General features: G+C 32.7%; 19 protein-coding genes. 15 read left to right on the plus strand and 4 right to left on the minus strand.

The annotated features are described in order from the left end of the window. Window positions 1-49: 49 nt before the first annotated feature. From ACNQGB_RS13185 to ACNQGB_RS13200, 4 genes are all read left to right on the plus strand, one after another. Window positions 50-4,459, plus strand: coding sequence for a translocation/assembly module TamB domain-containing protein (locus ACNQGB_RS13185; RefSeq protein ID WP_417944317.1), 4,410 nt, complete (start codon window positions 50-52; stop codon window positions 4,457-4,459). 368 nt (window positions 4,460-4,827) lie between these two features. Then, window positions 4,828-5,814 carry a 6-phosphofructokinase gene (pfkA, locus tag ACNQGB_RS13190; RefSeq protein WP_417944316.1) on the plus strand — a complete coding sequence of 329 codons (987 nt, stop codon included), beginning with the start codon at window positions 4,828-4,830 and terminating at the stop codon, window positions 5,812-5,814. A 72-nt stretch (window positions 5,815-5,886) separates the two neighbouring features. Next, window positions 5,887-6,891, plus strand: coding sequence for a type I glyceraldehyde-3-phosphate dehydrogenase (gap, locus tag ACNQGB_RS13195; RefSeq protein WP_417944315.1), 1,005 nt, complete (start codon window positions 5,887-5,889; stop codon window positions 6,889-6,891). A 127-nt stretch (window positions 6,892-7,018) separates the two neighbouring features. Beyond that, the gene (locus tag ACNQGB_RS13200; RefSeq protein ID WP_417944314.1) at window positions 7,019-7,870 is read left to right on the plus strand and encodes an N-acetylglucosamine kinase; all 852 of its coding nucleotides are present in this window, start codon (window positions 7,019-7,021) and stop codon (window positions 7,868-7,870) included. 74 nt (window positions 7,871-7,944) lie between these two features. Here the strand turns inward: ACNQGB_RS13200 and ACNQGB_RS13205 are convergent, their stop codons facing one another. Beyond that, entirely contained in the window at window positions 7,945-8,325 is a 381-nt protein-coding gene (locus tag ACNQGB_RS13205) for a RidA family protein (protein ID WP_417944313.1), read from the minus strand. Window positions 8,326-8,356: 31 nt separating this feature from the next. Continuing rightward, entirely contained in the window at window positions 8,357-11,107 is a 2,751-nt protein-coding gene (locus ACNQGB_RS13210; RefSeq protein WP_417944312.1) for a putative LPS assembly protein LptD, read from the minus strand. 83 nt (window positions 11,108-11,190) lie between these two features. Here ACNQGB_RS13210 and ACNQGB_RS13215 point away from each other — a divergent pair, with 83 nt between their 5' ends. The 10 genes from ACNQGB_RS13215 (at window position 11,191) to ACNQGB_RS13260 (ending at window position 22,872) form a co-directional block, all read left to right on the plus strand. After that, on the plus strand, window positions 11,191-12,360 hold the full coding sequence (locus tag ACNQGB_RS13215) for an N-acetylmuramoyl-L-alanine amidase family protein (protein ID WP_417944311.1): 1,170 nt from the start codon (window positions 11,191-11,193) through the stop codon (window positions 12,358-12,360). A 42-nt stretch (window positions 12,361-12,402) separates the two neighbouring features. Beyond that, window positions 12,403-13,557: an N-acetylmuramoyl-L-alanine amidase family protein gene (locus ACNQGB_RS13220; RefSeq protein ID WP_417944310.1), complete on the plus strand. Its 1,155-nt coding sequence runs from the start codon at window positions 12,403-12,405 to the stop codon at window positions 13,555-13,557. Window positions 13,558-13,607: 50 nt separating this feature from the next. Continuing rightward, entirely contained in the window at window positions 13,608-14,573 is a 966-nt protein-coding gene (locus tag ACNQGB_RS13225; RefSeq protein WP_417944309.1) for an MlaD family protein, read from the plus strand. Window positions 14,574-14,578: 5 nt separating this feature from the next. Then, the gene (locus tag ACNQGB_RS13230) at window positions 14,579-15,910 is read left to right on the plus strand and encodes a 4Fe-4S dicluster domain-containing protein (protein ID WP_417944308.1); all 1,332 of its coding nucleotides are present in this window, start codon (window positions 14,579-14,581) and stop codon (window positions 15,908-15,910) included. Window positions 15,911-16,007: 97 nt separating this feature from the next. Further along, window positions 16,008-16,799 carry a (Fe-S)-binding protein gene (locus ACNQGB_RS13235; RefSeq protein WP_417944307.1) on the plus strand — a complete coding sequence of 264 codons (792 nt, stop codon included), beginning with the start codon at window positions 16,008-16,010 and terminating at the stop codon, window positions 16,797-16,799. A gap of 65 nt (window positions 16,800-16,864) precedes the next feature. Next, window positions 16,865-17,347 (plus strand): ABC transporter ATPase, encoded by a 483-nt coding sequence (locus tag ACNQGB_RS13240; RefSeq protein WP_417944306.1) that lies wholly within the window; start codon window positions 16,865-16,867, stop codon window positions 17,345-17,347. Window positions 17,348-17,360: 13 nt separating this feature from the next. After that, window positions 17,361-20,357: a glycoside hydrolase family 3 N-terminal domain-containing protein gene (locus ACNQGB_RS13245; protein WP_417944305.1), complete on the plus strand. Its 2,997-nt coding sequence runs from the start codon at window positions 17,361-17,363 to the stop codon at window positions 20,355-20,357. A 94-nt stretch (window positions 20,358-20,451) separates the two neighbouring features. Beyond that, window positions 20,452-21,066 carry a phosphatase PAP2 family protein gene (locus tag ACNQGB_RS13250; RefSeq protein ID WP_417944304.1) on the plus strand — a complete coding sequence of 205 codons (615 nt, stop codon included), beginning with the start codon at window positions 20,452-20,454 and terminating at the stop codon, window positions 21,064-21,066. 173 nt (window positions 21,067-21,239) lie between these two features. Next, window positions 21,240-22,373, plus strand: a complete 1,134-nt coding sequence (gene bshA, locus ACNQGB_RS13255; protein WP_417944303.1) for an N-acetyl-alpha-D-glucosaminyl L-malate synthase BshA — start codon at window positions 21,240-21,242, stop codon at window positions 22,371-22,373. Window positions 22,374-22,443: 70 nt separating this feature from the next. Then, entirely contained in the window at window positions 22,444-22,872 is a 429-nt protein-coding gene (locus tag ACNQGB_RS13260) for a protease complex subunit PrcB family protein (RefSeq protein ID WP_417944302.1), read from the plus strand. Between the two features lie 48 nt (window positions 22,873-22,920). Here the strand turns inward: ACNQGB_RS13260 and ACNQGB_RS13265 are convergent, their stop codons facing one another. Both ACNQGB_RS13265 and ACNQGB_RS13270 read right to left on the minus strand, forming a co-directional pair. After that, the gene (locus tag ACNQGB_RS13265; protein WP_417944301.1) at window positions 22,921-23,424 is read right to left on the minus strand and encodes a hypothetical protein; all 504 of its coding nucleotides are present in this window, start codon (window positions 23,422-23,424) and stop codon (window positions 22,921-22,923) included. A gap of 119 nt (window positions 23,425-23,543) precedes the next feature. Further along, entirely contained in the window at window positions 23,544-24,380 is an 837-nt protein-coding gene (locus ACNQGB_RS13270; protein ID WP_417944300.1) for a UDP-2,3-diacylglucosamine diphosphatase, read from the minus strand. 196 nt (window positions 24,381-24,576) lie between these two features. Between ACNQGB_RS13270 and aroC the strand changes: the two genes are divergently transcribed. Continuing rightward, window positions 24,577-25,638 (plus strand): chorismate synthase, encoded by a 1,062-nt coding sequence (gene aroC / locus ACNQGB_RS13275; protein ID WP_417944299.1) that lies wholly within the window; start codon window positions 24,577-24,579, stop codon window positions 25,636-25,638. The last annotated feature ends 80 nt before the right edge of the window (window positions 25,639-25,718 follow it).

Genomic DNA, 25,718 nt, shown 5'->3' on the forward strand with positions numbered 1-25,718 from the left:
TTTGCTTGGACTAATCCTACTTTTGTTAGTGCTTGGTATTGCATTGAGCATGCCATCAGTACAAACAAAAATTGCTAGATACTTCACCAATAGTATAAATGAGGATTTTGGTACTAAGATTTCTATTGATGAAGTTGCTATTTCAATTTTTGGAGGCGTGAAATTTAAGAAAGTATTGATTCTGGATCATCGCAATGATACTTTGATTTATTCTAATAGGATTTCTACAACCATTTTAGAAGGTAAAAAAATGCTAGATGGAGATTTGATCTTTGATGATCTAAATTTACATGGGTTATTTTTTAATTTTAAAACCTATAAAAATGAAAAGAAATCCAATCTTAATGTATTTTTCGCAGCTTTTGAAAAAGGGAAAAAATCAAAAAAGAAATTTTTACTTAAAATAAATAAGGCTCAAATTTTTGATGGCCGTTTTGTTTTAACCGATGAAAATAGGGAGAATCCCAAAGATTTAGATTTTACCAAACTAAATGCGTCCTTGACAGACTTTCAAATATATGGACCAGAGGTAACTTCCATGATTGATAAAATGTCATTTTTGGATTTCCGAGGTTTGTATGTCAAGAATTTAAATTCAAAATTCACGTATTCAAGAGAGAATATCAAATTAGAAAAGCTAGATCTATTGACCAAAGAATCTACGTTTAAAGGAACGGTAGTTCTAAAATATAAAATTGAAGATTTTTCTAGTTTTACAGATAAAGTTCTATTTGATATTAAATTAGATGCCGCTTCTATCGCCTCTAATGATATTCGTTATTTTTATAAAGAAATTGGTAAAAATCAACATTTTTACGCCAAAACCAATATTAAAGGAACTCTGAATGATTTGCGATTTAAAAAATTAGAGTTGGTAGATGATCGTAAAACCCAAATTAATGGCGATCTCAATTTCAAGAATTTATTTGCTAAAAAAGGGCAGAAATTTTCTATGTATGCGAAGTTTAGTAAGCTAACATCGAGTTATGATGACTTAATTGTGATACTTCCCAATATTTTAGGAACCAAATTACCAACTTCTTTAAAAAAATTAGGCAGGTTTACCGCTTCGGGAACTGCTAACGTTTCGACTACTGCTGTTGAAGCTGATTTTTATATGGTCACGGCACTAGGGATTGTCTCTAGTAATCTGGAAATACAGAATATTGATGTAATCGATAAGGCGTCCTACACTGGGAACGTAATTTTAGAAAAATTTGATATTGGAACTTTATTTGATCAGAAAGAACTTGGTACCGTAAGTTTAAATTTTGATGTTGATGGAAAAGGCTTTAAACGAGAATTTCTTAATACTGCAATAATTGGTGACATTAGTCAAATAGAATATAAAAATTATAATTACACTAATATTGTTGTCAATGGAACGCTAAAAAGTCCTAATTACAAAGGACAAATTTCTATAAACGACCCTAATTTAACGATGACTTTCGATGGGTTATTAGATTTAAGCAAAAAAGACAGTCGTTATGATTTTCATATCAATGTTGAGAATGCCGACTTAAATAAATTGAAATTAGTAAAAGATCCTATTTCTTTTTTTAAGGGAGATGTTGTCGTGCAAGCCTCTGGCAATAACATAGAAAATTTTCAAGGTAATGTGTATATCAACAAAACATCCTATCGAAACAGCAAGGGAATTTATGACTTTGATGATTTTACAATTGCATCCAGTTTTGATTCCAATAACGTTAGAACCATTACTGTAAATTCACCAGATATTGTAGAAGGAGAAATAGTTGGTAAATATGAATTCAATCAATTAGAAAACTTAGTAAAAAATTCTTTAGGAAGTTTGTACACAAATTTCAAACCAAGTAAGGTTAAAAAAGGACAGTTTCTTCAATTCAATTTCTCTATTTATAATAAAATTATCGAAATATTTTACCCAGACATTGTCATTGGTGCTAATACAGTTGTAAAAGGGAATATAAGTTCTGATAATCAAGAATTTAAGCTGAACTTCAATTCGCCTCAAATTATTGCAGCTAATACCACATTCGATAATATAAGAGTATCGGTAGATAATAAAAATCCACTTTATAATGCGTTTATTGAGTTAGATAGTATCAAAACTAAATATTATAAAATTCGAGATTTTAGTGTTATTAATGTCACTATGAAAGACACTTTGTTTTTTCGTTCGGAGTTTAAAGGTGGATCAAAAGGGGAGGATTACTACAATCTGAATTTATACCATACCATCAATAAGGACAATAATAATGTTGTAGGAATCAGCAAATCAGAAGTCAAATTCAAGGATTATCTCTGGTTTTTAAATGAAAATGATGCACCAAATAATCAAATAGTATTTGATAAATCATTCAAAACTTTTGATATCGACAATATAATTATGTCGCATGAAAATCAGTCAATTTCTTTAATGGGAACTTTTGACGGACCAAACAAGAAGGATTTAAAACTAAGTTTTAAAGATGTCGATCTCAACCAAATTACGCCTCTCAATAACAAGTTAGTAACCAAAGGAAACATTAATGGCGAGGTCAATTTTAAGCAAAACAATGCAGTTTATCAGCCTACAGCTTCTATAGTTATAGATAATTTAAATGTAAACAAAACAGATTTAGGAACTTTGAATTTTGAAATTGAAGGCGATGAAAGTCTTAGGAAATTTGTAATAAATTCTAACTTAGAAAATAAAAATGTAGAATCGTTTAATGCAAACGGAAGCTTCGAAATAATCAACAAGGAAACTATTTTAGATTTAAAGTTAAAATTCGAAAAGTTTAATATTGCAACTCTTAACTCCCTCGGCGGTGATGTTTTGTCCAACATAAGGGGTTCCATTTCAGGTAACGCTAGTATTGAAGGCAATCTTAAAAAACCAAATATTAATGGACGTTTGTTTTTGAATGATGCTGGTTTGACGGTTCCGTATTTGAATGTTGATTACGCATTAAGCGATAATACTATTATTGATTTGACCGATGAAAAATTCTTGTTCAGGAACAATACAATAACCGATACCAAATACGGAACCAAAGGGCAATTGAATGGAAATATTGAACATAATAATTTTGCCGATTGGAAACTAGATTTAGCTATAAATTCTAAAAGACTTTTGGCATTAGATACCCAAGACAGTGAAGATGCAGCCTATTACGGTACTGCTTTTATTGATGGAATGGCCACCATTAAAGGAAAAACGAATACTTTGTTTATAAAAGTAGATGCAAAATCTGAAAAAGGAACAGCCATAAAAATACCGATTAACAATGCTGAAAGTGTAAGTGATAATGTTTTTCTGCATTTTGTGACTGCCCAAGAAAAATACAATTTAAAAAATGGAATTACTGAAAGTGCTAGAAATTACAATGGTCTAGAACTTGAATTTGATTTTGATATAACACCAGATGCCGAAGTAGAAGTAATTTTAGACCGAAATACGGGTCATGGAATGAGAGGAAAGGGATTTGGATCTTTGTTGTTTAAAATTAATACTTTAGGAAAGTTTAATATGTGGGGAGATTTCCAAGCATATGAAGGAACGTACAATTTTAAATATGGAGGACTTATTGATAAGAAATTTGCCGTTCGAAAAGGTGGCTCAATAACATGGGAGGGTAATCCTATGAGAGCACAATTGAACCTGGAAGCCGTATACAAAACAACGGCAAATCCTGCAGTTTTACTTGATAATTCTTCATTCAATGCAAAAGTTCCAGTAGAGGTAATTATTGGTATTCGGGGCGATTTAACAAGTCCGGAACCTGATTTTAATATTGAATTCCCAACAGTTAGTAATGTTTTGAAATCTGAAATTCAATATAAATTAAATGACAAGGATGTACGACAAACTCAGGCGTTGTACTTATTATCATCTGGTGGTTTTTTGAGTCCAGAAGGGGTGAGTCAATCTGATTTTTCAGGAAGTTTATTTGAAACGGCCTCCAGTATATTGGGAGGTATCATACAATCTGACGATGAAAAATTTAAAGTCGGATTGAATTTTATTGGCGCCGACAGACGAATAGGGAAGGAAACCGATGGTAGATTTGTCGCAACAATTTCGTCAAAAATAAACGAAAGAATAACCATCAATGGGAAATTAGGTGTTCCCTTTGGAGGGATAAATGAATCTGCGATTGTGGGAGATATTGAAGTATTGTATCGAGTAAATGAAGATGGAACACTTAATTTACGTCTTTTTAATAAAGAAAATGACATCAATTATATCGGACAAGGAATTGGGTATACACAGGGTTTAGGTGTTTCTTACGAGGTCGATTTTGATACTTTTAAAGAGTTCGTAAATAAATTTTTTAAAAATCTAAAAATAGATAGAGCGCCAGTTCCCGTTGCCGAAGATCAAGATTCAGATATGTCTCCTGATTATATAAATTTTTCTGCACCAACAAAATCGACCAAAAAGAAGGTCAAAAAAAATCAAGAAGGTCTACTTCCCGAAGAAAACGAATAGCGATATTTAAATATAAAAACTTAAAAAAAAAGGTATTTCATTATCATCTTGCCTCCTACTTAGAGTAAACAATAGCAATACTTTATCCTCACTAAATTACAAATGTAGCTATCTGTTTTTTTTATTTTAAATTTTATTAGCTCCTACTTATCATTTGGTATCGATTTCTCAAAAAAAACAAACTAATTGTTAATTATCAAATAAAAATCCATTATTTTTAAGTTTTGATATTAAAAAACGGTTTTATTTTGTTTTTCTAAAAACTTATCAACGAAAACGTTTGAATTCTGAGTTGTTTACTAATTTATTAAAAACACAGCTTTAAAACTGCTTGATGTTTGCTAATTTTACCCTTTAATACTTAAATAATGCCAAAAACAATAAAAAAAGTTGGTGTTCTTACTTCGGGTGGCGACTCCCCAGGAATGAATGCCGCTATTCGCTCGGTTGTTCGTACATGTGCGTATCATAATATAGAATGTATAGGAATTTATAGAGGGTATCAAGGAATGATTGAAGGAGACTTCAAAGAAATGGGACCTCGAAGCGTAAACAACATCGTTAACAAAGGAGGTACGATTCTTAAATCGGCTCGATCATTAGAGTTCAAAACGCCTGAAGGAAGAAAAAAAGCATACGAAAACCTTACCAAAGCGGGTATTGATGCTTTAGTAGTTATTGGTGGAGACGGAACTTTTACAGGAGGCTTATTATTCAATTCCGAATTCAATTTTCCAGTAATGGGAATTCCAGGTACAATAGATAATGATATTTTTGGAACGAGTCACACTCTGGGGTACGATACGGCTCTGAATACTGTTGTAGAAGTGATTGATAAAATTAGAGATACTGCAAGTTCTCATAACCGATTGTTCTTTGTAGAAGTAATGGGTAGAGATGCGGGGCATATTGCCTTGAATGCAGGTATTGGTGCAGGAGCCGAAGAAATATTAATTCCGGAAGAAGATTTAGGATTAGACCGCCTTCTAGAGTCGCTACAAAAAAGTAAAGCATCAGGTAAATCATCTAGTATAGTGGTTATTGCAGAGGGCGATAAAATTGGCAAAAACGTATTTGAATTGAAAGATTATGTTGAAGCCAATTTACCAGAGTATGATGTTAGAGTTTCGGTTTTAGGTCACATGCAGCGTGGTGGTTCGCCTTCTTGTTTTGATAGAGTTTTAGCAAGTAGATTAGGTGTAAAAGCCGTGGAGTCATTGCTAGAAGGAAAATCAAGTTATATGGTTGGTTTGCAAAATGATAAAGTATCGTTGACGCCCTTAGAACAAGCAATTAAAGGTAAAACGATGATTGATAGAGAATTATTAAGAGTTTCAGACATTATGTCTACATAAATGATTAAAGTTTATTGTGAGGAAATTAGGCTTTAGGTTGAGTTAATATATAAACAAAAAAATTAAAGTAAAATGTCAAAAGTAAAATTAGGAATAAACGGTTTTGGAAGAATTGGAAGAATTGTTTTCAGAGAATCTTACAATAGAGATAATGTAGAGGTGGTAGCGATTAATGATTTACTTGATGTGGATCATTTGGCTTACTTGTTAAAATATGATTCTGTTCACGGACGTTTCAATGGAACTGTTGAAGTTATAGATGGGAAACTTTTTGTAAACGGTAAAAATATTCGCATTACTGCAGAGAAAAACCCTGCTGATTTAAAATGGAATGAAGTTGATGTTGATGTAGTTGCTGAGTGTACTGGTTTCTTTACAACTATCGAAACTGCAACTGAGCACATTAAAGGTGGCGCTAAAAAAGTAATTATTTCTGCGCCTTCTGCTGATGCGCCAATGTTTGTTATGGGAGTTAATCATGAAAAAGCACTAGCATCAGATAGAGTAGTCTCTAATGCTTCTTGTACTACAAACTGCTTGGCTCCACTGGCCAAAGTAATCAATGATAATTTTGGAATTGTAGAGGCTTTAATGACTACAGTTCACGCTACAACTTCTACACAAATGACCACTGATGGTCCATCTAGAAAAGACTGGAGAGGCGGACGTGCTGCATCGGTAAATATTATTCCTTCTTCAACTGGTGCTGCAAAAGCAGTAGGTAAAGTAATTCCAGAACTTGACGGAAAATTAACAGGAATGTCAATGCGTGTTCCTACCACAGATGTTTCTGTAGTAGATTTAACTGTAAAAGTTGCAAAAGAAACTTCTTATGCAGAGATTATGGCTGTTTTAAAATTAGCTTCAGAAACTACCATGAAAGGTGTTTTAGGATATACTGAAGATTTAGTAGTGTCTCAGGATTTTGTTTCTGATTCTAGAACTTCCATTATTGATGCTAATGCAGGAATTGGACTGAATTCTACTTTCTTTAAAATTATATCTTGGTACGATAATGAGTACGGATATTCTAGTAAATTAATTGATTTGTCAGTGCACATAGCAGGTTTAAAATAATTATATATATTTACATAATTCCGTTATCTTAACTTGTGACGGGATTTTGTTTTTTGTTCGCTTTTCAAAAAATAAAGTTTTGCATTTTGAAAAGTACACTTAAAAACCAAAAATAAAACCAAAAGAAATGAGATTAATAGTTGATAGTGGTTCTACCAAAGCCGATTGGATTGCGATAGATGAAGATGGAAAAGTATTGTTTACAACACAAACTCTTGGATTAAATCCAGAAGTTTTGGAAAATGATGAAATTATTGATCGACTTAATGATCGCTTTGATATTTTACAAAACAAAAAAAACACCACTCATTTGTTTTTTTATGGCGCTGGTTGTGGGACAGATAAAATGAAGATATCGCTTTCACAAATATTTCAAAACTATTTTCCAAATGCTATAATTTCTGTAGAAGAAGATACCTATGCAGCGGTTTATGCTACCACACCAAACGGACAACAAGCCATAGTGAGTATTCTAGGAACAGGTTCAAATTGTAGTTATTTTGATGGAAAAGAGTTGCATCAAAAAGTACAATCACTCGGTTATATTGTTATGGATGATTGTAGTGGTAATGTTTTTGGAAAAGAATTAATTAGAAAGTATTATTTCAATAAAATGCCAAAAGAATTAGCGGCTCAGTTCGAAAAAGAATACGATTTAGAACCGGATAGCGTGAAAAGTAAATTGTATAAGGAACCTAATCCAAATGCCTATTTAGCCACTTTTGCAAAGTTCTTAATTCAACATAAAGAAACGGAGTTTTGCAGAAAAATTATTTTCAAAGGGATGAAATCTTTTGTCAAAAATTACATCAAACAATTTAGTAATTGCAAGGAGGTTCCAGTACATTTTGTAGGTTCTATTGCTTTTTACTTAAAAGAAGAATTACAAGAAACGTTTGATAAATACGAATTACAATTGGGCAATGTACTTAGAAGACCAATTGACGGATTAATAGCCTATCATATCGCTAATAAATAGAAAGTGTTTTCTAAAATTATAAAATCCAAATTCCAATATTTAATATCGGAATTTGGATTTTTTTTTGACATATTCTATAAAATTGCAATCATAGAAATTTCTATATTAACATTTTTTGGCAAACAAGCTACTTGAACTGTCTCTCGCGCTGGGGCGGTTTTTTCATTAAAATAAGAACCATAAACGGTATTTATTTTTGCAAAATCATTCATATCCATGATGAAAATGGTTGTTTTCACGACATCTTCAAAGGTCATTCCAGCTTCTAGTAATACCGCTTTCATATTTTGCATTACTTGTTCGGTTTCTACTTCAATACTTCCCATAACCAGCTCTCCAGATATTGGATCAATGGCAATTTGACCCGAAGTATAAAGAGTATCTCCTTTTAAAACGGCTTGATTGTAGGGTCCAATAGGAGCAGGTGCATTTGCTGTAAAGATTATTTTTTTCATAAAACAATTATTTTTTATTTCTTAAAAAGAATTAGCGGTTGATCGTACTTCGTTTGTCCCATTTGATATCACTAAGAACACCCGATTTTATTCCGATAAAAAATCCCCAATTGGCATTGGTTCCAAAGGGTGACCAATTAAAATCCATTCTCCAGCTTAGTAAATCTCTTTCAAAGCGAAGTTGTGTAAATGTAACTCCCTTTTGTACAAAGTCATAACCGGTTGATACTCCTGCTTTCCATTTTGGAGTTATGTCAGCATTGGCAGAAATCATGATGGAATTTCCAATAATTTGATTTTCTCTATTGTTATTGCCATACGTTAATGAATAGGCAAATGTCATGTCCCAAGGTAGTTTTGAATTAAAGAATTCTGAAATTTTGTCTTCACCTTCTTCTTCCTCTTCTTCATTAAATTGGCTCCTTCTACTATCGCCAAGATCTGTATTAGTTCCAAATAGATCATCTTCACGACCACCATTACGTTGGCTTTGTGCATTTTTATCTTTATCTTTTTTGTCTTTACCTTGACTTGAAATCGAATAGTTTAATGTCATATTAGAACTGGTCATTCTAAAAAGACTACCACCATTATCAATATTAAATACGTTGATACGCGTTCCAGAATTATCTATGGCATATGGATCTAATGTGGCTCCAAAATTCACATTCATTTTGTTGTCTAACAAAGTGGTACCGCCACTTACTCTAATTGGAGCGAATGCAAGAGAGGTTACTCCATCAGCATCTAGATTATAACTAGTCGAAAGATTCAAGTTATTTAAAAGCATGATTTTCTTAGGCTCAACCTTTGTACTGTCTTTATCTGTCACTTTGGCTTCAAACGTATTACTCAAATCAAAACCTAAAGTATTCGCGTTACTTAATCCTGGAGCACCATAAATACCATTTTCAAATCTAGAATATTGCTTGATCATGGTTCCAGTTGCATCAGTAGCGTACGTATTGTAATATTTTTCAAAACTAGGAGTGTAACCATAGGAAACAGAAGGTCTCATGACATGACGAATCGATTTTATTTTTTTATCATTACCAAAGTTGAATGTTCCGTAAATAGTGGTTCCCAAACTCGAAGAGAAAGAATAGGTTCTAAAAGCATCAAATCCATTGATTGTTTTGTCAACTACTTTGCTTTGGTCCACATCATAACTCCTTTCGATTGTTTTGGTATACCAAATTTCCTCGTAATTCATTGAAGTTGAAGCGCTAAAATATTTAAATAATTTGAAGTTAGTAGCCAACGGAATACTGTGCTGAAAGCCAACTTTGGCATCTCTAAACATTTGAGGTTTAAAAAATAAGGAATCAGTGGTTACAATACTGTTTCTTCCATTAAGATTGTATTGCAAGTTGATATTTTTGAAAAATCCTTTTTTGACTCCATCTTTACCTACAAAAGGATAAATCCTATCTACACTTAATTGCAGCGTAGGCAGAGTCATATTTATCTCTTCGGTTTGAGTATTTTGCGAATGAGTTGCAGTCAATGATAATCGAACTTGCGGAACTGTAGTAAATGTTCTAGAATAGGATACAGAAGAACTTAATGTGTTATTAAGATTCGATCCTATATTGATTTGATTAATAGATTGCTTAAAATATTTACTACTTCCTAAATTCACAGATGCTGAAAAACTAGAATTAGGATTCGCTTTAGAATCTTTAGAATGTGACCACTGAATGTTGTAAATGTTTTGTTTTAAATAATCAGGATATCCTCTTTCGCTGGTGATTAAGTTTTCGAATCTTACATTGATGTTTCCTCTGAAATTATATCTTTTGGCATAACTAGATTCAAAACGCAATCCATAACTTCCATTTGTATAATAATCGCCTAAAACGGTTAAATCATAATTGTCACTGAGGGCAAAGTAGTATCCTAAATTTTGTAATGAAAAACCTCTGTTATTGGAGTCATTGTAACTAGGTAAAATTAAACCTGAAATACTGGTCTCTTTGCTCATTGGGAAAAAAGCAAAAGGTAATGCAATAGGAGTAGGTACATTTGCAATAACCATATTGGTTAATCCTGTTACAACTTTTTTGCCAGGAATAAATTTAACTTTATTGGTTTGGAAATAGTATTCAGGATTGTCTACATCTTTTGAAGTAGTAAATCGTGCTCCTTTTAAAAAGTAAACAGAATCATTTTCTTTTTTGGTGACTGCAGCTTTTATTTTAAATTCGCCTTGATCGGATCTTGAATTCCATATTAACGCTTTTTTGGTTTTAAAATTAAAACGAATAGAATCCGGTTCAATCACATTGGTACCTTGCTTGAAATTTGGAAATTGAGTGTATGCTCCCGTAGAATCTTTAATTCGTCCGGCATATACTTCATTTTTTTCATAATCCATTACAATTATACCCGACTTCAATTCGACGTCTTGATAATACAATTCGGCTTTGTCGTACAGCGTGATTATTTTTTTCTTTTGATCTATTTTAGCATATTGTTCCGCTTTGTAACGAACCTTTCCATCAAGAAAACCTTTTTTTGGCTTAATACTGTCTAATTTTATGGTGTCAGTTTGTTTTGTCGCGGCTATTTCAGAATTTTTGATACCAGTATCCTTCGATTGTAGGATATCAGATTTCTTTGTAGTTGGTATAACCGTCTTTTTTTTTGTTATATCTTGGGAATATAATTTACCAGAACCTAATGATAGGAGAATTGATAATAAAACGATATTAAATAAGTTTGTATGCAAAGGTTTAAATGCTATTTTTGTAAAATTATGGCCTGTTTTTTGACATGTCAAACTTACATATTATTTTTTGTCAAAAAAAGGCAATTAAATAAATTTATAGACTTAGTATTTTAATTAAATTAACTTATCGCTTTATGCATAGTACAAGTAAAATTAGAATAATTGTTACTTTTATTTTGATGCTTAATTCCCTGGTTGGATTCAGCCAATCTAATACTTTTAAAGTAACTTTAGACGCCGGACATGGCGCACACGATTTTGGTGCTGTCTATGAAGGACGCATCGAAAAAAATATTGCATTGGCTGTAGTTTTAAAAGTTGGAAAAATATTAGAAGCTACTCCACAAATGCAAGTCAATTATACCCGAAAAACAGATGTTTTTATTGATTTAATTGAAAGAGCCAATATTGCCAATAGATTCAATGCCAATATATTTGTTTCCATTCATTGTAATGCAAATAGAAACACTGCAGCTGATGGTACCGAAACTTATGTGATGGGTTTAAGTAAGGTATCTTCCAACTTAGAAGCTGCCAAAAAAGAAAACTCTGTAATCACTTTGGAAAAGGATTACAAGCAAAAATATGAAGGATTTGATCCTAACTCGCCAGAAACAATGATTGGAATGACAATCATGCAAGAGGAATACCTAGACAATAGTATTTCACTTGCCAGCAAAGTCGAAGATGCTTTTGAGGATCTAGGAAAAAAAATTCGTGGTGAAGGTGTGAAACAAGCTCCTTTTATGGTACTTCATAAAGCTTATATGCCCAGAGTGCTTATCGAAATGGGTTTCATATCAAATACCATTGAAGGAAATAAATTGAATTCTGAAGAAGGACAAGATGAAATAGCAAAAGCAATTGCAGATGCTGTAATTAGCTATAAAAAAGAATATTATGGTAACGGAGAAATGGAAGTTTTTGAAGAAAGACCGGTACAAAAAATTAATGAAAAACCAATAATAGAAACTATAACTCCGGATAAACCAAAAGTTAGCCCTCAGCCTGAAACAGTTGCGAAGAACTCAAAACAAGTGGGAGATGTTGCACTACCTTTATTTAAGGTGCAACTTTCTGCTACGCGAAAACGAGTAGAGTTAGTTCCAAGAAATTTTAAGGGTCTTAATAATGTTTCTGTTACTTATGAAGGAGGAGTTTACAAATACATGTTTGGAGAAACTACAGATTATAATGAAGCAAAAAAGTATTTAAGCGAGGCGAAAGCGAAAGGGTACGCTTCTGCATTTTTAATTGCATTTAAAAATGGAGCGAAAGTCAACATTCAAGATGTTATAAATTAAAAATACAATTGCTTTTATAATTTTAGAAAAAAAACACAAATTTTGAAACTAACCACGGCATTCAAAAAGATAATTTTGTCCTTATTTTTATTTTTTGGGTACATTTCTTTTTCACAATCCAATCAAAAGTTTACAGTTATTTTAGATGCGGGTCATGGAGGTAAAGATCCAGGGAATTCGTATCATGGTTTTGTTGAAAAAGAGATTGCATTAAAAACTACTTTAAAATTAGAAAAATATCTTAAAAGAGATCCTAATATTGTTGTTGTTTACACCAGAAAATCAGATGTTTTTATAGAACTAAAAGACAGACCTAAAAAAGCAAATAGTATTGATGCTAACCTCTTTGTTTCGATACACTGCAATTCAGTTGATAACCCAGTTCCTTTTGGCACAGAGACTTTTGTAATGGGATTAGCAAGAAGCAAAGGTAATTTAGAAATTGCCAAACAAGAAAACTCGGTAATATTGCTCGAGAAAGACTACAAGCAAACGTATAAAGGTTTCGATCCCAAAAAACCAGAGACTCTAATTGGATTAAAAATTCTTCAAGAAGATTATTTGGATCGCAGTATCAATTTAGCTTCAAAAATAGAAAGCAATTTTAAAAATAAATTACACCGAAAGTCACGCGGAATAAAACAAACTCCTTTGTGGGTTTTGGATGCGGCTTACATGCCAAGTGTGTTAATCGAATTGGGTTTTTTATCTAATGGGGAGGAAGGACAGTATTTAAATTCTGAGGAAGGGCAAAATAGTATGGCAGAGTCTATTGCATCTGCTATTATCGCTTATCGCAAAGAATATAGTGCTTCGGGATCAGATGAAAATTACGAAGAGAAGCAGCCTAATAAAATACTGGATCATGATGCAAAAGACACTTCAAAAACCAGTAAAGCCAAACAAGTTTTGAGTAAACATGAGTTAAAAGCTGTAAAGACCGATGTGGTTTTTAAAGTTCAATTTGCAGCAGGAACAAACAACATTAAACTAAATCCCGCCAATTTTAATGGATTAAAAGATGTTTCAATGACAACAAGCAATGGTAAATTGTATAAGTATGCCTATGGCTCTACATCAGACTTTAGTATTGCCAAGGAGGATTTGAAAGTTGTTCAATCAAAAGGGTACACTTTAGCTTATATTACAGCTTTTAAAGATGGAAAGAATATTACTATACAAGAAGCGCTTAAATAATTACAACAAGTCAAATATTTTATATTAAATTTGTAAAAAATACTTAAATTTTGAAAATATCAAGAGAAATTAAAACTGCTATTTTAGTAATTGCATCGATTTTATTATTTATTTGGGGCTACAGTTTTTTGAAAGGCAGAGATCTGTTTACTAACTACAAGACATTTTTTGTAGAGTATAAAAGTGTTGAGGGATTAGCTACTTCGGCACCTGTGACCTTAAATGGGTTGGTAATAGGAAAAGTTAGTAGTATCACAATTGATGAAAAAACAGGGATATTGCTAGTGCAATTGCAATTAAAAACAGATTTTCCTATATCTAGATCAAGCATGGCTTCTATTTATGAACCTGGTTTTATTGGAGGAAAACAAATTGCAATTATTCCTAATTTTGAGGATAAGACATTAGCAGTAGATGGCCAAATGTTACAAGGTGGAGTAAAAATGGGTCTTACGGATAAAGTAGGGGATCAACTGGCGCCGCTTCAAGAAAAATTAGAAAAGGTATTGGGTAGTACAGAGAAATTAATTTCTGGATTGAATAACGTTTTAGATCAGAAAGGACAGCAAGATTTAAAAATCACATTAGCGGAATTGAGCAAGACAGTAGCGCAGTTTCATAAAGCATCTGAAAGTGTAAATGCTTTACTAGATTCAAATAAAACTCAAATAAATGGTACCGTTGCCAATTTAAATAAATTGTCTGGAAATTTTTCTAAAATATCAGATTCCTTAAACAAGGCCGATATTGGAAAGTCAGTAAGAAACTTAAATGCAACTTTAGCTAAAGTTGATGGTATTATGACAAATTTATCATCAGGCAAAGGTTCTATGGGCAAATTACTTAACGACGATGCTTTTTATCAAAACATTAAAAGCTCTACTAAAGAATTAGAATTATTATTACAAGATGTTAGACTTTATCCTACAAGGTATGTCAATATATCTGTATTTGGAAAGAAAAATAAACCCTATGTAGGTCCTGCAAAGGATACTATTTCTACTGTGAAAAATTAGTACTTATGAGTTATCTAGATAATATTTTATTTGCCATTTTATTGGCAGTTGGTTTTGGATATTTTTTTATCAGTGTTAAAAAAATTAGACGAAACATTAATCTTGGAACAGCTGTAAATCGTTCTGATAATCCCAAAGCGCGATGGAAAAATATGGCCATGATCGCATTAGGTCAATCAAAAATGGTAAAACGGCCTATTGCTGGGATACTTCATATTATTGTATATGTAGGTTTTGTGGTCATTAACATCGAATTGCTAGAAATAATCATTGATGGTCTTTTTGGTACACATCGTGTTTTTGCTTTTTTAGGAACTACGTACAACATCTTGATTGCATCGTTTGAAATTTTAGCTTTTTTAGTACTAGTAGCCGTTTTTGCTTTTTGGAGTCGAAGAAATGCAATCAAACTGAAGCGATTTGTAAGTTCTGATTTAAAAGGATGGCCTAAAAGTGATGCCAACTACATCCTGTATTTTGAGGTGGTATTGATGACTTTATTTTTGTTAATGAATGCCTCAGATTTACATTTACAAATGGTTCCTGGAGGATACTCGCATTTCATTAAAGCAGGGTCATTTCCAATAAGTCAATTTATCGAACCAATTTTTAATGGAGTGTCGAATGAATTAGTAATGTTGCTTTCTGAGGTTTTCTGGTGGATACATATTGCGGGTATTTTGGTATTTATGAACTATCTATACTTTTCTAAGCACTTACATATTTTACTAGCTTTTCCTAATACTTATTTCGCAAACTTGAATGTACAAGGGCAGTTTGATAATCTAGAATCGGTAACCAAAGAGGTAAAGTTAATGATGGATCCTAATGCTGATCCTTTTGCAGCTGCACCAATTGATGAGAATGCAGTTCCAAGTAAATTTGGTGCAAGTGATGTTCAGGATTTAAATTGGGTGCAACTATTGAACGCGTATACCTGTACAGAGTGCGGTCGTTGTACTTCGTCTTGTCCTGCTAATCTTACGGGTAAAAAATTGTCTCCCCGTAAAATCATGATGGATACTAGAGATCGATTGGAAGAAGTGGGAAGAAATATTGATGCTAATAAAGGTATTTTTATTCCAGACAACAAAACATTATTAAACGATTATATTACAGCAGAAGAGCTTTGGGCTTGTACATCTTGTAATGCTTGTGTTGAAGAATGTCCTGTAAACATTAGCCCTCTTTCTATTATTATGGATATGAGACGCTACCTGGTAATGGAGCAAAGTGCTGCACCAATGCCTTTGAACGCCATGATGACCAATATTGAAAATAATGGTGCACCTTGGCAATACAATCAACAAGATCGATTGAATTGGAAAAACGAATAGCTATTTGAATTTTTAATTTGTTTTTTTCCCAAGAGAAAGAAGCAATCTAAAACATAGGAGTATTTAAATAATCAAATAACCGAATCAACAATATAATATGTCAGAGAATTTAATAGTGCCAACAATGGCCGAAATGTTAGCTCAAGGAAAACAACCAGAAGTATTGTTTTGGGTTGGGTGTGCAGGAAGTTTTGACGATAGAGCTAAGAAAATAACCAAAGCATTTGTGCGTATTTTAAACCGTGCAAATGTACCTTTTGCTGTATTAGGTACCGAAGAAAGTTGTACTGGAGATCCTGCAAAAAGAGCTGGAAATGAATTTTTGTTTCAAATGCAAGCCATGATGAATATCGAGGTTTTGAATGCCTACGAAGCAAAAAAAATTGTTACTGCATGTCCGCATTGTTTTAACACACTTAAAAATGAGTATCCAGAATTAGGAGGAACTTATGAAGTGATTCATCACACTGAATTTTTAAAATCATTATTAGATGATGGTAGACTTACTATTGAAGGTGGTCAATTCAAAGGAAAACGAATCACGTTTCACGATCCTTGTTACTTAGGTCGAGCCAATAATGTATATGAAGCTCCAAGAGATTTGATTCTTAAATTAGATGCGGAGTTAGTTGAAATGAAGCGTTCTAAAGCAAATGGTTTGTGCTGTGGAGCAGGTGGCGCACAAATGTTTAAAGATGCTGAAAACGGTGACAAAGAAATTAATATTGAAAGAACCGAAGATGCTTTAGAAACAAAACCAGAAATAATCGCAGCGGGTTGTCCTTTTTGCAATACCATGATGACCGATGGTATTAAAAATAAAGAAAAGGAAGCCGAAGTAAAAGTTATGGATATTGCGGAATTAATCGCTAATGCGCAAGATTTATAAATCACTTAAAATTGCGAATTTTGATTATCTAAATCAAAATTCATAACTCATAATTAATAATTACCATGTACGTTCCATTTGAAAATTTACCCGAAGAATCTAGAATCTGGATTTATCAATCCAATAGAAAATTTTCGGATGCCGAGTTTTCCGAAATCCAAACTGCTTTGCAATCCTTTCTTGAAACTTGGGCTGCACATGGAACCAGCTTGGAGTCATCGTATCAACTAAAATACAACCGATTTATTATTATTGCGGTAAACCAAGATGTGCAGCCTGCTACAGGTTGTTCTATTGATTCTTCAGTAGAGTTTATTCAAAGTTTAGAACAAAAATATTCTGTTGATTTATTAGATAAGATGAATGTAACATTTAAACTTGGTGAGCATATTGCGCACAAACCTTTGATTGATTTTAAAAAAATGGTTAAGGATAAAGCGGTTACAGAGAATACCATAGTTTTTAATAACTTGGTTAATAATGTAGAAGAATACAATGAATCTTGGGAAGTTGCAGCCATCGATAGCTGGCACAGTCGCTTTTTTTAAACAAAATATTTCTATGAGAAAAATAGGCGTTAAAATTGTTTTATTTTATGGCTTACTTTTCCTAATTGCTTCAAGTTGTGTTGGGACTAAAGTCAAAAGCACTTTACTAGTTACTGCCAACCAAAAGTCCAAAATAGAAAATTTAGACAGTATAAAACGCAGTAATACTCCTCAACTTTTTGCGGTATCTGTTGAAGGTTCAAAATGGGTAGATAGTGTATACAATGCAATGAATTTGCGGGAGAAAATCGGTCAATTATTTATGGTTGCCGCTTATTCGAATAAAGATTCAATTCATGTAAAAGCCATAGATCAGTTAATTGAAGATAATAAAATTGGAGGTTTAATTTTCTTTCAAGGTGGACCAAACCGCCAAATTAAATTAACCAATCGTTTTCAATTAAAGTCAAAAACAACTTTATTTATTGGTAGTGATGCCGAGTGGGGATTAAACATGCGGCTAGATTCCACTTATCGTTATCCTTGGAACATGACACTAGGCGCCATTCAAGACATGAAATTATTGGAGCGTGTGGGTGTTCAAATGGGAAAACAAAGCAAGCGACTGGGTTTGCAATTCAATTTTGCTCCAGTTCTAGATATTAATACAAATCCCAGAAATCCCATCATAGGCTTTCGTTCTTTTGGAGAAGATAAATTCAAAGTTACAGAACGTGCTATTGCAATAATGAAAGGAGTTCAAAGCGAAGGTGTTTTTTCTACTGGAAAGCATTTTCCTGGTCATGGTGACACAGAAATAGATTCTCATAAAGGATTGCCTACCATTAATCTTTCAAAGGAAAGATTAATGGAGATTGAATTTTACCCGTATAAGAAAATGTTTCATGAAGGACTGTCTTCTGTGATGGTAGCGCATTTAAATGTACCTAGTTTAGAACCAAGATCAGAATATCCTTCATCGATTTCCTATAATGTGGTGACAGATGTGCTTCAAAAAGAATTAGGATTCAAAGGTCTTATTTTTACCGATGCTTTGAATATGAAAAGTATAAACAATAATAAACTTCCTAGCGAAATCAGTTTTCAAGCTTTTATGGCAGGAAACGATGTACTGTTATTTCCTGAAGATGTACCATCAGCAATAGAAAAGTTCGTTTTAGCCTATTCTACTAATTTATTTTCTGAAGAACGATTGGCTTCATCGGTAAAGAAAACTCTGAAATTTAAATTCAAAGCTGGATTAAATTCCTACAAACCTATCATCACAGCTAATGTCTTCAATGATTTAAACGCCCTTGAAAATGATGCTTTGCAGTATGAATTGTTCGAAAATGCATTGACGGTGCTAAAAAATGAAGATGCTGTGCTGCCTATTAAAAATTTAGACAAACAAAAAATTGCCTACGTAAAAATAGGAGATGATACTAATGATGCCTTTATTTCTACGTTACAAAAATACGCTGAAGTAACTGTTATTGCCGATTCTAATTTGGATAGTTTACAAGCGAAACTGAAACCGTTTACAACCGTTATTATTGGATATCACAAGTCCGATGTAGCTTTCAAAAAGGATGATTTACGATCAGATGAATTGTTTAAAATTAATTTTCTTGCCAAAAACAATACTGTTATTCTGGATGTTTTTGCTAAACCGTATTCGTTATTGCCTATCACTAATTTTGGCGATATCGAAGGATTGGTCGTTTCCTATCAAAATAGTGTAATAGCACAAACTGTTTCTGCAGAATTAATTTTTGGTGCTATAGAAGCCAAAGGGAAATTACCCGTTTCAATTCATTCAAGTTTCAAAGTAAATGATGGTTTGTCTACCGAAAAATTGAATCGATTGGGATTTACAATTCCGGAAAATGTGGGCATGAGTGGAGTTATATTGTCAAATATTGATGCAATTGCTAATAAAGCGATTGATAGCAAAATGACACCAGGAATTCAAGTTTTAGTGGCCCGAAAAGGAAAAGTGATTTTTCAAAAATCCTATGGATATCACACCTACGACAAAGCAATCAAAGTAAAAGATTCAGATATTTATGATCTTGCGTCTTTAACTAAAATAGTAGCAACGTTGCCAAATGTGATGCTGCAGTACGATCAGCAAAAAATAAATCTAGAAACTACACTAGGAACAATGTCTCCAATATTTAAAGATTCAAATAAGGCCAATATCAATTTTAAAGATTTGCTTTCTCATTACGCTGGACTTGCGGCAGGAATACCGTTTTATAAAGCCACAATGGACAATTCGAAATTTCCTTCGGAAGCTTTTTTTAGAAAAGTATCGGAAGAAAATTTCTCAAATCGATTGGCGGACAGTCTTTTTATAAGAAATGATTTTAGCAATATTATCATGGATCTTATTGTTAAGAGTAAAATTTCGACTAAAAAAGAATACAAATACAGCGATTTGACTTTTATGATTTTAAAGGATTATTTAGAAAAAACAACGGGTAAAACATTAGATATTCTCGTACAAGAAAATTTTTATCGCTCGCTCGGAATGAATAATACTAGTTTTAATCCACTAGAAAAGTTTGATAAAAATAGAATTCCGCCAACAGAAATGGATTCTTATTTTCGGAAGCAACTTTTACAAGGCTATGTAAATGATTTATCCGCAGGCTTAGAAGGTGGTGTTTCGGGTCACGCTGGTGTTTTTTCAAACGCTATGGATGTAGCTAAAATAATGGAATTGTACCTGCAAAAAGGCAATTACGGCAATAAACAGTATTTTTCTGAAAAAACTTTTAGTGATTTTAATACCTGTTACTTTTGTGCAGCAGGAAATAGGCGAGGACTCGGTTTTGATAAACCACAATTGGGTGCTGAAGGTCCTACATGTGGTTGCGCTTCGATGACTAGCTTTGGGCACACTGGCTATACTGGAACGATGGCTTGGGCTGATGCTGAAAAGCAAATTGTCTATGTGTTTTTATCTAATAGAACTTTTCCAGTTGCAACTGAAAATAAATTATCAAAAGAAAATATTAGAGAAGATATTCAAAAAATCATTTATGAAGCAATTATGGACTAAGTTGATTTTGTCTCTATTAATTGGTTCGCAATAGTGTAAGAATGTGTTTTAGTTACCAGTATTTAGCCCATATTACCATTCTAAAAATAACTTAATGAAAAATACGATTTCAGCTTTTGCAAAAATAAAAATATGGGTTGTGCTTTTTAGCATAACTTTTGTCAATGCTCAAAATGTTGATATTAATTTGCTTCGTGATATCAATATAAATAGAAATAAAAGTTTAGATCTAACTTTTAAATTTGTTACCAATAGTGCGGCTCCAGTGAGTATTGGAGCTCCTATTCTTTTGTTTACTGTTGGATTAATTAAAAAAGACAGCACTATTAAGAAACAGGCTATTTTTATCGGTGAATCATTCCTAGTTAATGGATTTATTACTTTAGCATTAAAAAAAGCAGTAAAACGGGATCGACCGTTTGAAACTTACCCAGATATTGATCAAGTTTCATCTTCTACAGGAGAATCTTTTCCTTCTGGCCATACTTCTTTGGCTTTTGCAACCGCTACCTCGCTCAGTTTGGCCTATCCCAAATGGTATGTTATTGCCCCTACTTTTATTTGGGCAAGCACCGTTGGCTATTCCCGTATGCATTTAGGAGTTCATTATCCTAGTGATGTAGTTACTGGCGCGATTATCGGTAGTGGATCAGCGTATCTTACCTACAAAGTGAATAAATGGATAAATAAAAAAGTAGAGAACCGATAGGAAATGATTTTCAATCACGATTAGCTATTGTTTAGTAATAATGGTAGTTCTTATAATTATTTTAAAAGTTTAAATATTCAAGGAATTAGATTTAATAATCGGTTCTTATTTAACTAAAATTTCCATAAAACCAATTCCAATTTTTAGTAATTTCGTTTCACTAAAATACAGAGATGAAAATTGCAATAGTTTGTTATCCTACCTTTGGAGGAAGTGGTGTTGTCGCAACAGAATTGGGACTTGAATTAGCACGACGTGGTCACGAAATCCATTTTATTACATACAGTCAACCGGTTCGCTTAGCACTTTTGAATCCTAATGTACATTACCATGAGGTAAATGTTCCAGAGTATCCTTTATTTCAATACCAACCATACGAATTGGCCTTGTCGAGTAAATTAGTAGACATGGTGAAATTATATAAAATTGAGTTGCTTCATGTTCATTATGCAATTCCACATGCTTATGCGGGCTATATGGCAAAGCAAATGTTGAAAGATGAAGGAATTAATATCCCAATGGTTACAACATTACATGGAACAGATATAACCTTAGTTGGAAATCATCCCTTTTATAAACCAGCAGTTACTTTTAGTATTAATAAATCAGATTTTGTTACTTCGGTTTCCCAAAGTTTGAAAGACGACACTCAAAAATTATTCAACATCAAAAATGAAATTGAGGTTATTCCGAACTTTATTGAATTAAATAACAATTTAAATGATCCGCGCACTGCTTGTAACCGTTCATTGATGGCTACTAAAGAAGAGAAAATCATTACCCATATTAGTAACTTTAGAAAAGTAAAACGAATTCCAGATATAATAAAAATTTTCTACAATATTCAAAAAGAGATGCCGGCTAAATTGATGATGGTAGGAGATGGTCCAGAAAAAGAAAAAGCGGAGTATTTGTGTCAGGAACTAGGAATTTTGGATAAAGTCATCTTTTTTGGGAACAGTAACGAGATTGATAAAATTTTGAGCTACACAGACTTATTTTTATTGCCATCAGAAACAGAAAGTTTTGGACTTGCCGCACTTGAGGCTATGGCTTGGAGTGTCCCAGTAATTTCAAGTAATTCTGGAGGATTACCAGAAGTAAATTTTGATGGTATCTCTGGATATCTTAGCGATGTGGGAAATACAGATGAAATGGCACAAAATGCTTTAAAAATTTTAAAAGATGAAGTTATTCTGCAAAAATTTAAAGAAAATGCATTGGCAGTTGCGAAACAATTTGATATCAAAAACATATTGCCACTTTATGAGGCTTTGTATAAAAAAGCCATAGAAAAATACGCATAGACTTTATATTTTTCAATAATAGAATGTAGTAAGACCTACATTTTGATCTATTAATCAATAAAATCTAGCAATGAAAAAAATAGTAGTGTCATTAGTAGCTTTAGCTTTAGTTTCCTGCGGAACAAAAGCAACAAAAAATTCCGAGAATAATTCTTTATTTGAAGTCTTGACACAGCAGTCAAATGGAGGTGCAAGTATTCGTTTTTTTGAAATCCTTTCTGAACCGAATCAAATAGCCATGTTACAGAATGATGAAAATTTAAAAAATAAAATTAATCCAAATGATGTTCAGACTTCTAATTTTTTAGTTTTGAATATGGGAGAAAAATCCACGGGAGGTTATAGTATAGGTATTGATACTGTAGTTGAAACCGATAAAAATATTGTTATCACTATAAAAGAAACTAGCCCGGAACCAGGTAGTATGGTTACACAAGCTTTTACAAATCCTTTTTGTGTAGTCAAAATAAATTCTAAGAAAGATATTATTTTTAAATAAAAAAAACGCCACTATTTCTAGTGGCGTTTTAATATATTGTCTAAAATACTAGAATTGATATTTCAATGCTAAAGCTACATCAGAACCATAATTGTCTTTGTAGTATCCATTTCCACCAAACTCAGGTCTGAAATCTAAAGAGATTAACAAAGGAATATCAAAGTCATATTCAATACCGATATTTCCAGCAGCATATACAAAAGTATCACTGTATTTATTACCATCAATGTTATAGCTGTAGTTTCCTACTCCACCACCTACACCAGCATACCAGTTAAAACCACCATCAATGTTCCATACCCATTGGTACAAAGCTGTTAATTTTAGTGCATTATCATCATAACTACTGTTATTATAGTTACTTCTGTTTCTCAAACCTAAATCAAGTTCTAATCTGTTGTTGCTTCCTAAGGCTCTTTGGTAAGTAAGTTCACCACCGAAACCATTATTACTACCAAAACGTAAACCTAATGCGTTTTTTGAGATGTCTTGTGCTTGTGCGGTAAATGCTAATCCAATTAACATAATTGCCGATAAAATAATTTTTTTCATAAGTCTGTTTTTATAGGTACAAATTTATAATTAAGTTGAGAGCATGTCTTATAAAATTTTCTATAAAAGTTATATAATTTACGTTTTTGTAAAAATAACAGCAGCAATTAAATTTTTAATTATAAGATGTTTTGTTTGGAAAAAAGCGCTGATGCCATAATTTGATTGCTTAAAACATCTTCCATTTCAAAAAGATTCTCCTCTTCAACAGGATCAGTTTCACAATAATTATAAATCTTCCATCGTTTTTTATTGTACTCCAATGCCGTTAAATTCTCTATCCAATCACCTGAATTTAAATATAATATCTTCCCGTTTTTGTTTTCTTTATAAATCATTTTTGGTTCATGTATATGTCCACAAATAACGTAATCATATTTTTTTTCAATAGCTAGCTCTGTTGCTGTTTCTTCAAAATCAGAGATGTGCTTTACTGCTTTTTTTACGCTAGCTTTTATTTTCTTAGAAAATGAGTAAGGCTCTTTTCCTATTTTAAACAAACACCAATTAACAAAACGATTCAAAAGTATTAAATAATCATATCCTAAGCCGCCAAGTTTAGCAATCCATTTTGAATGTTGAACAGACGAATCAAATACATCTCCATGAAATATCCATGCTTTTTTACCATCAAGTTCTAGTACTAATTTATCTACTAAAACTAAATTACCCATGTTGATATCACTAAATTTCCGAAGCATTTCATCGTGATTGCCTGTGATGTAGTATATTTTAGTTCCTTTTGTAGCAAAACCTATTATTTTTTGAATAACTTTTAGATGTGCTTTTGGGAAATAGGATTTTCTAAACTGCCATATATCAATAATGTCTCCATTTAATATAAGCGTTTTTGGTTTTATAGAATTTAAGTAATTGTATAGTTCTTTCGCATGACTGCCAAAAGTTCCCAGATGTACATCAGAAATCACCACCAACTCGACTTTTCTTTTTTTCAATGGTTTTTTGAATTTAAAGTTTATCAAAATAATTGAATTTTTAGTGAATGAAATCAAAAAGTGCGTTAAGAAATGCAACACAAAGTTAATTTTATAACAATAAATGTCTAAAACCGTTTGAATCTTTATTCTAAAATGTGGGTATAAACTTTTTACCTTTGAAGTAAAATGGTACTTTTGTTCAAAACGTAATATAATGGCAGGAAACAGTTTTGGAACTCTTTTTAGGTTAACAACTTTTGGTGAATCACATGGTGAGGCGCTAGGTGGTATAATTGATGGCTGTCCTCCAGGAATATCGATAGATTTTGATGCCATTCAAATGGAAATGTCTCGAAGAAAACCGGGACAGTCCGCGATCGTTACCCAGCGCAAAGAACCAGATGATGTTCAATTTCTATCTGGGATTTTTGAAGGTAAAACTACAGGAACACCTATTGGGTTCATTATTCCTAATACTAATCAGAAATCAGATGATTACTCTCATATAAAAGACAATTACAGACCCAGCCACGCTGATTATGTGTATGAAAAAAAATATGGTATTCGAGATTATCGTGGTGGCGGACGAAGTTCTGCAAGAGAGACTGCAAGTAGAGTAGTGGCAGGAGCTGTAGCCAAACAAATGCTTTCAGAGATTAAAATTAATGCCTATGTCTCCTCAGTAGGGCCAATTTTTTTGGAGAAATCCTATCAAGAATTAGATTTTTCAAACATAGAAAAAAATCCTGTTCGTTGTCCAGACGCAGAAACTGCAGTTGTAATGGAGGATTATATTCGAGATATTAGAAAACAAGGAGATACTGTAGGCGGAATTGTGACCTGTGTAATTCAAAATGTACCTTTAGGACTTGGCGAGCCCGTTTTTGATAAACTTCATGCTGAATTAGGAAAAGCAATGCTTTCAATTAATGCTGTAAAAGGATTTGAATTTGGAAGTGGTTTTGAAGGATCACAGATGAAAGGAAGTGAACATAACGACTTGTTTAATGCAAATGGTAGCACCAGAACGAATCTTTCAGGAGGCATACAAGGCGGAATTAGCAATGGTATGGATATTTATTTCCGTGTTGCGTTTAAGCCTGTGGCCACAATTATGCAAAAACAAGAATCATTAGACAATACAGGTGCAATTACTGAGATGACAGGAAAAGGGCGTCATGATCCTTGTGTGGTGCCGCGCGCAGTGCCTATTGTTGAAGCCATGGCAGCTATCGTCTTAGCCGATTTTTATTTGATAAACAAAACTTATTTATAATTAATCGTTACGTTTTTCTTTTTATTTTCTTACCTCCATTTCTTAATAAAAAATACAAGGTAATTTAGTTAACTAAAGTT

It is taken from the genome of Flavobacterium frigidum, from assembly GCF_048286795.2.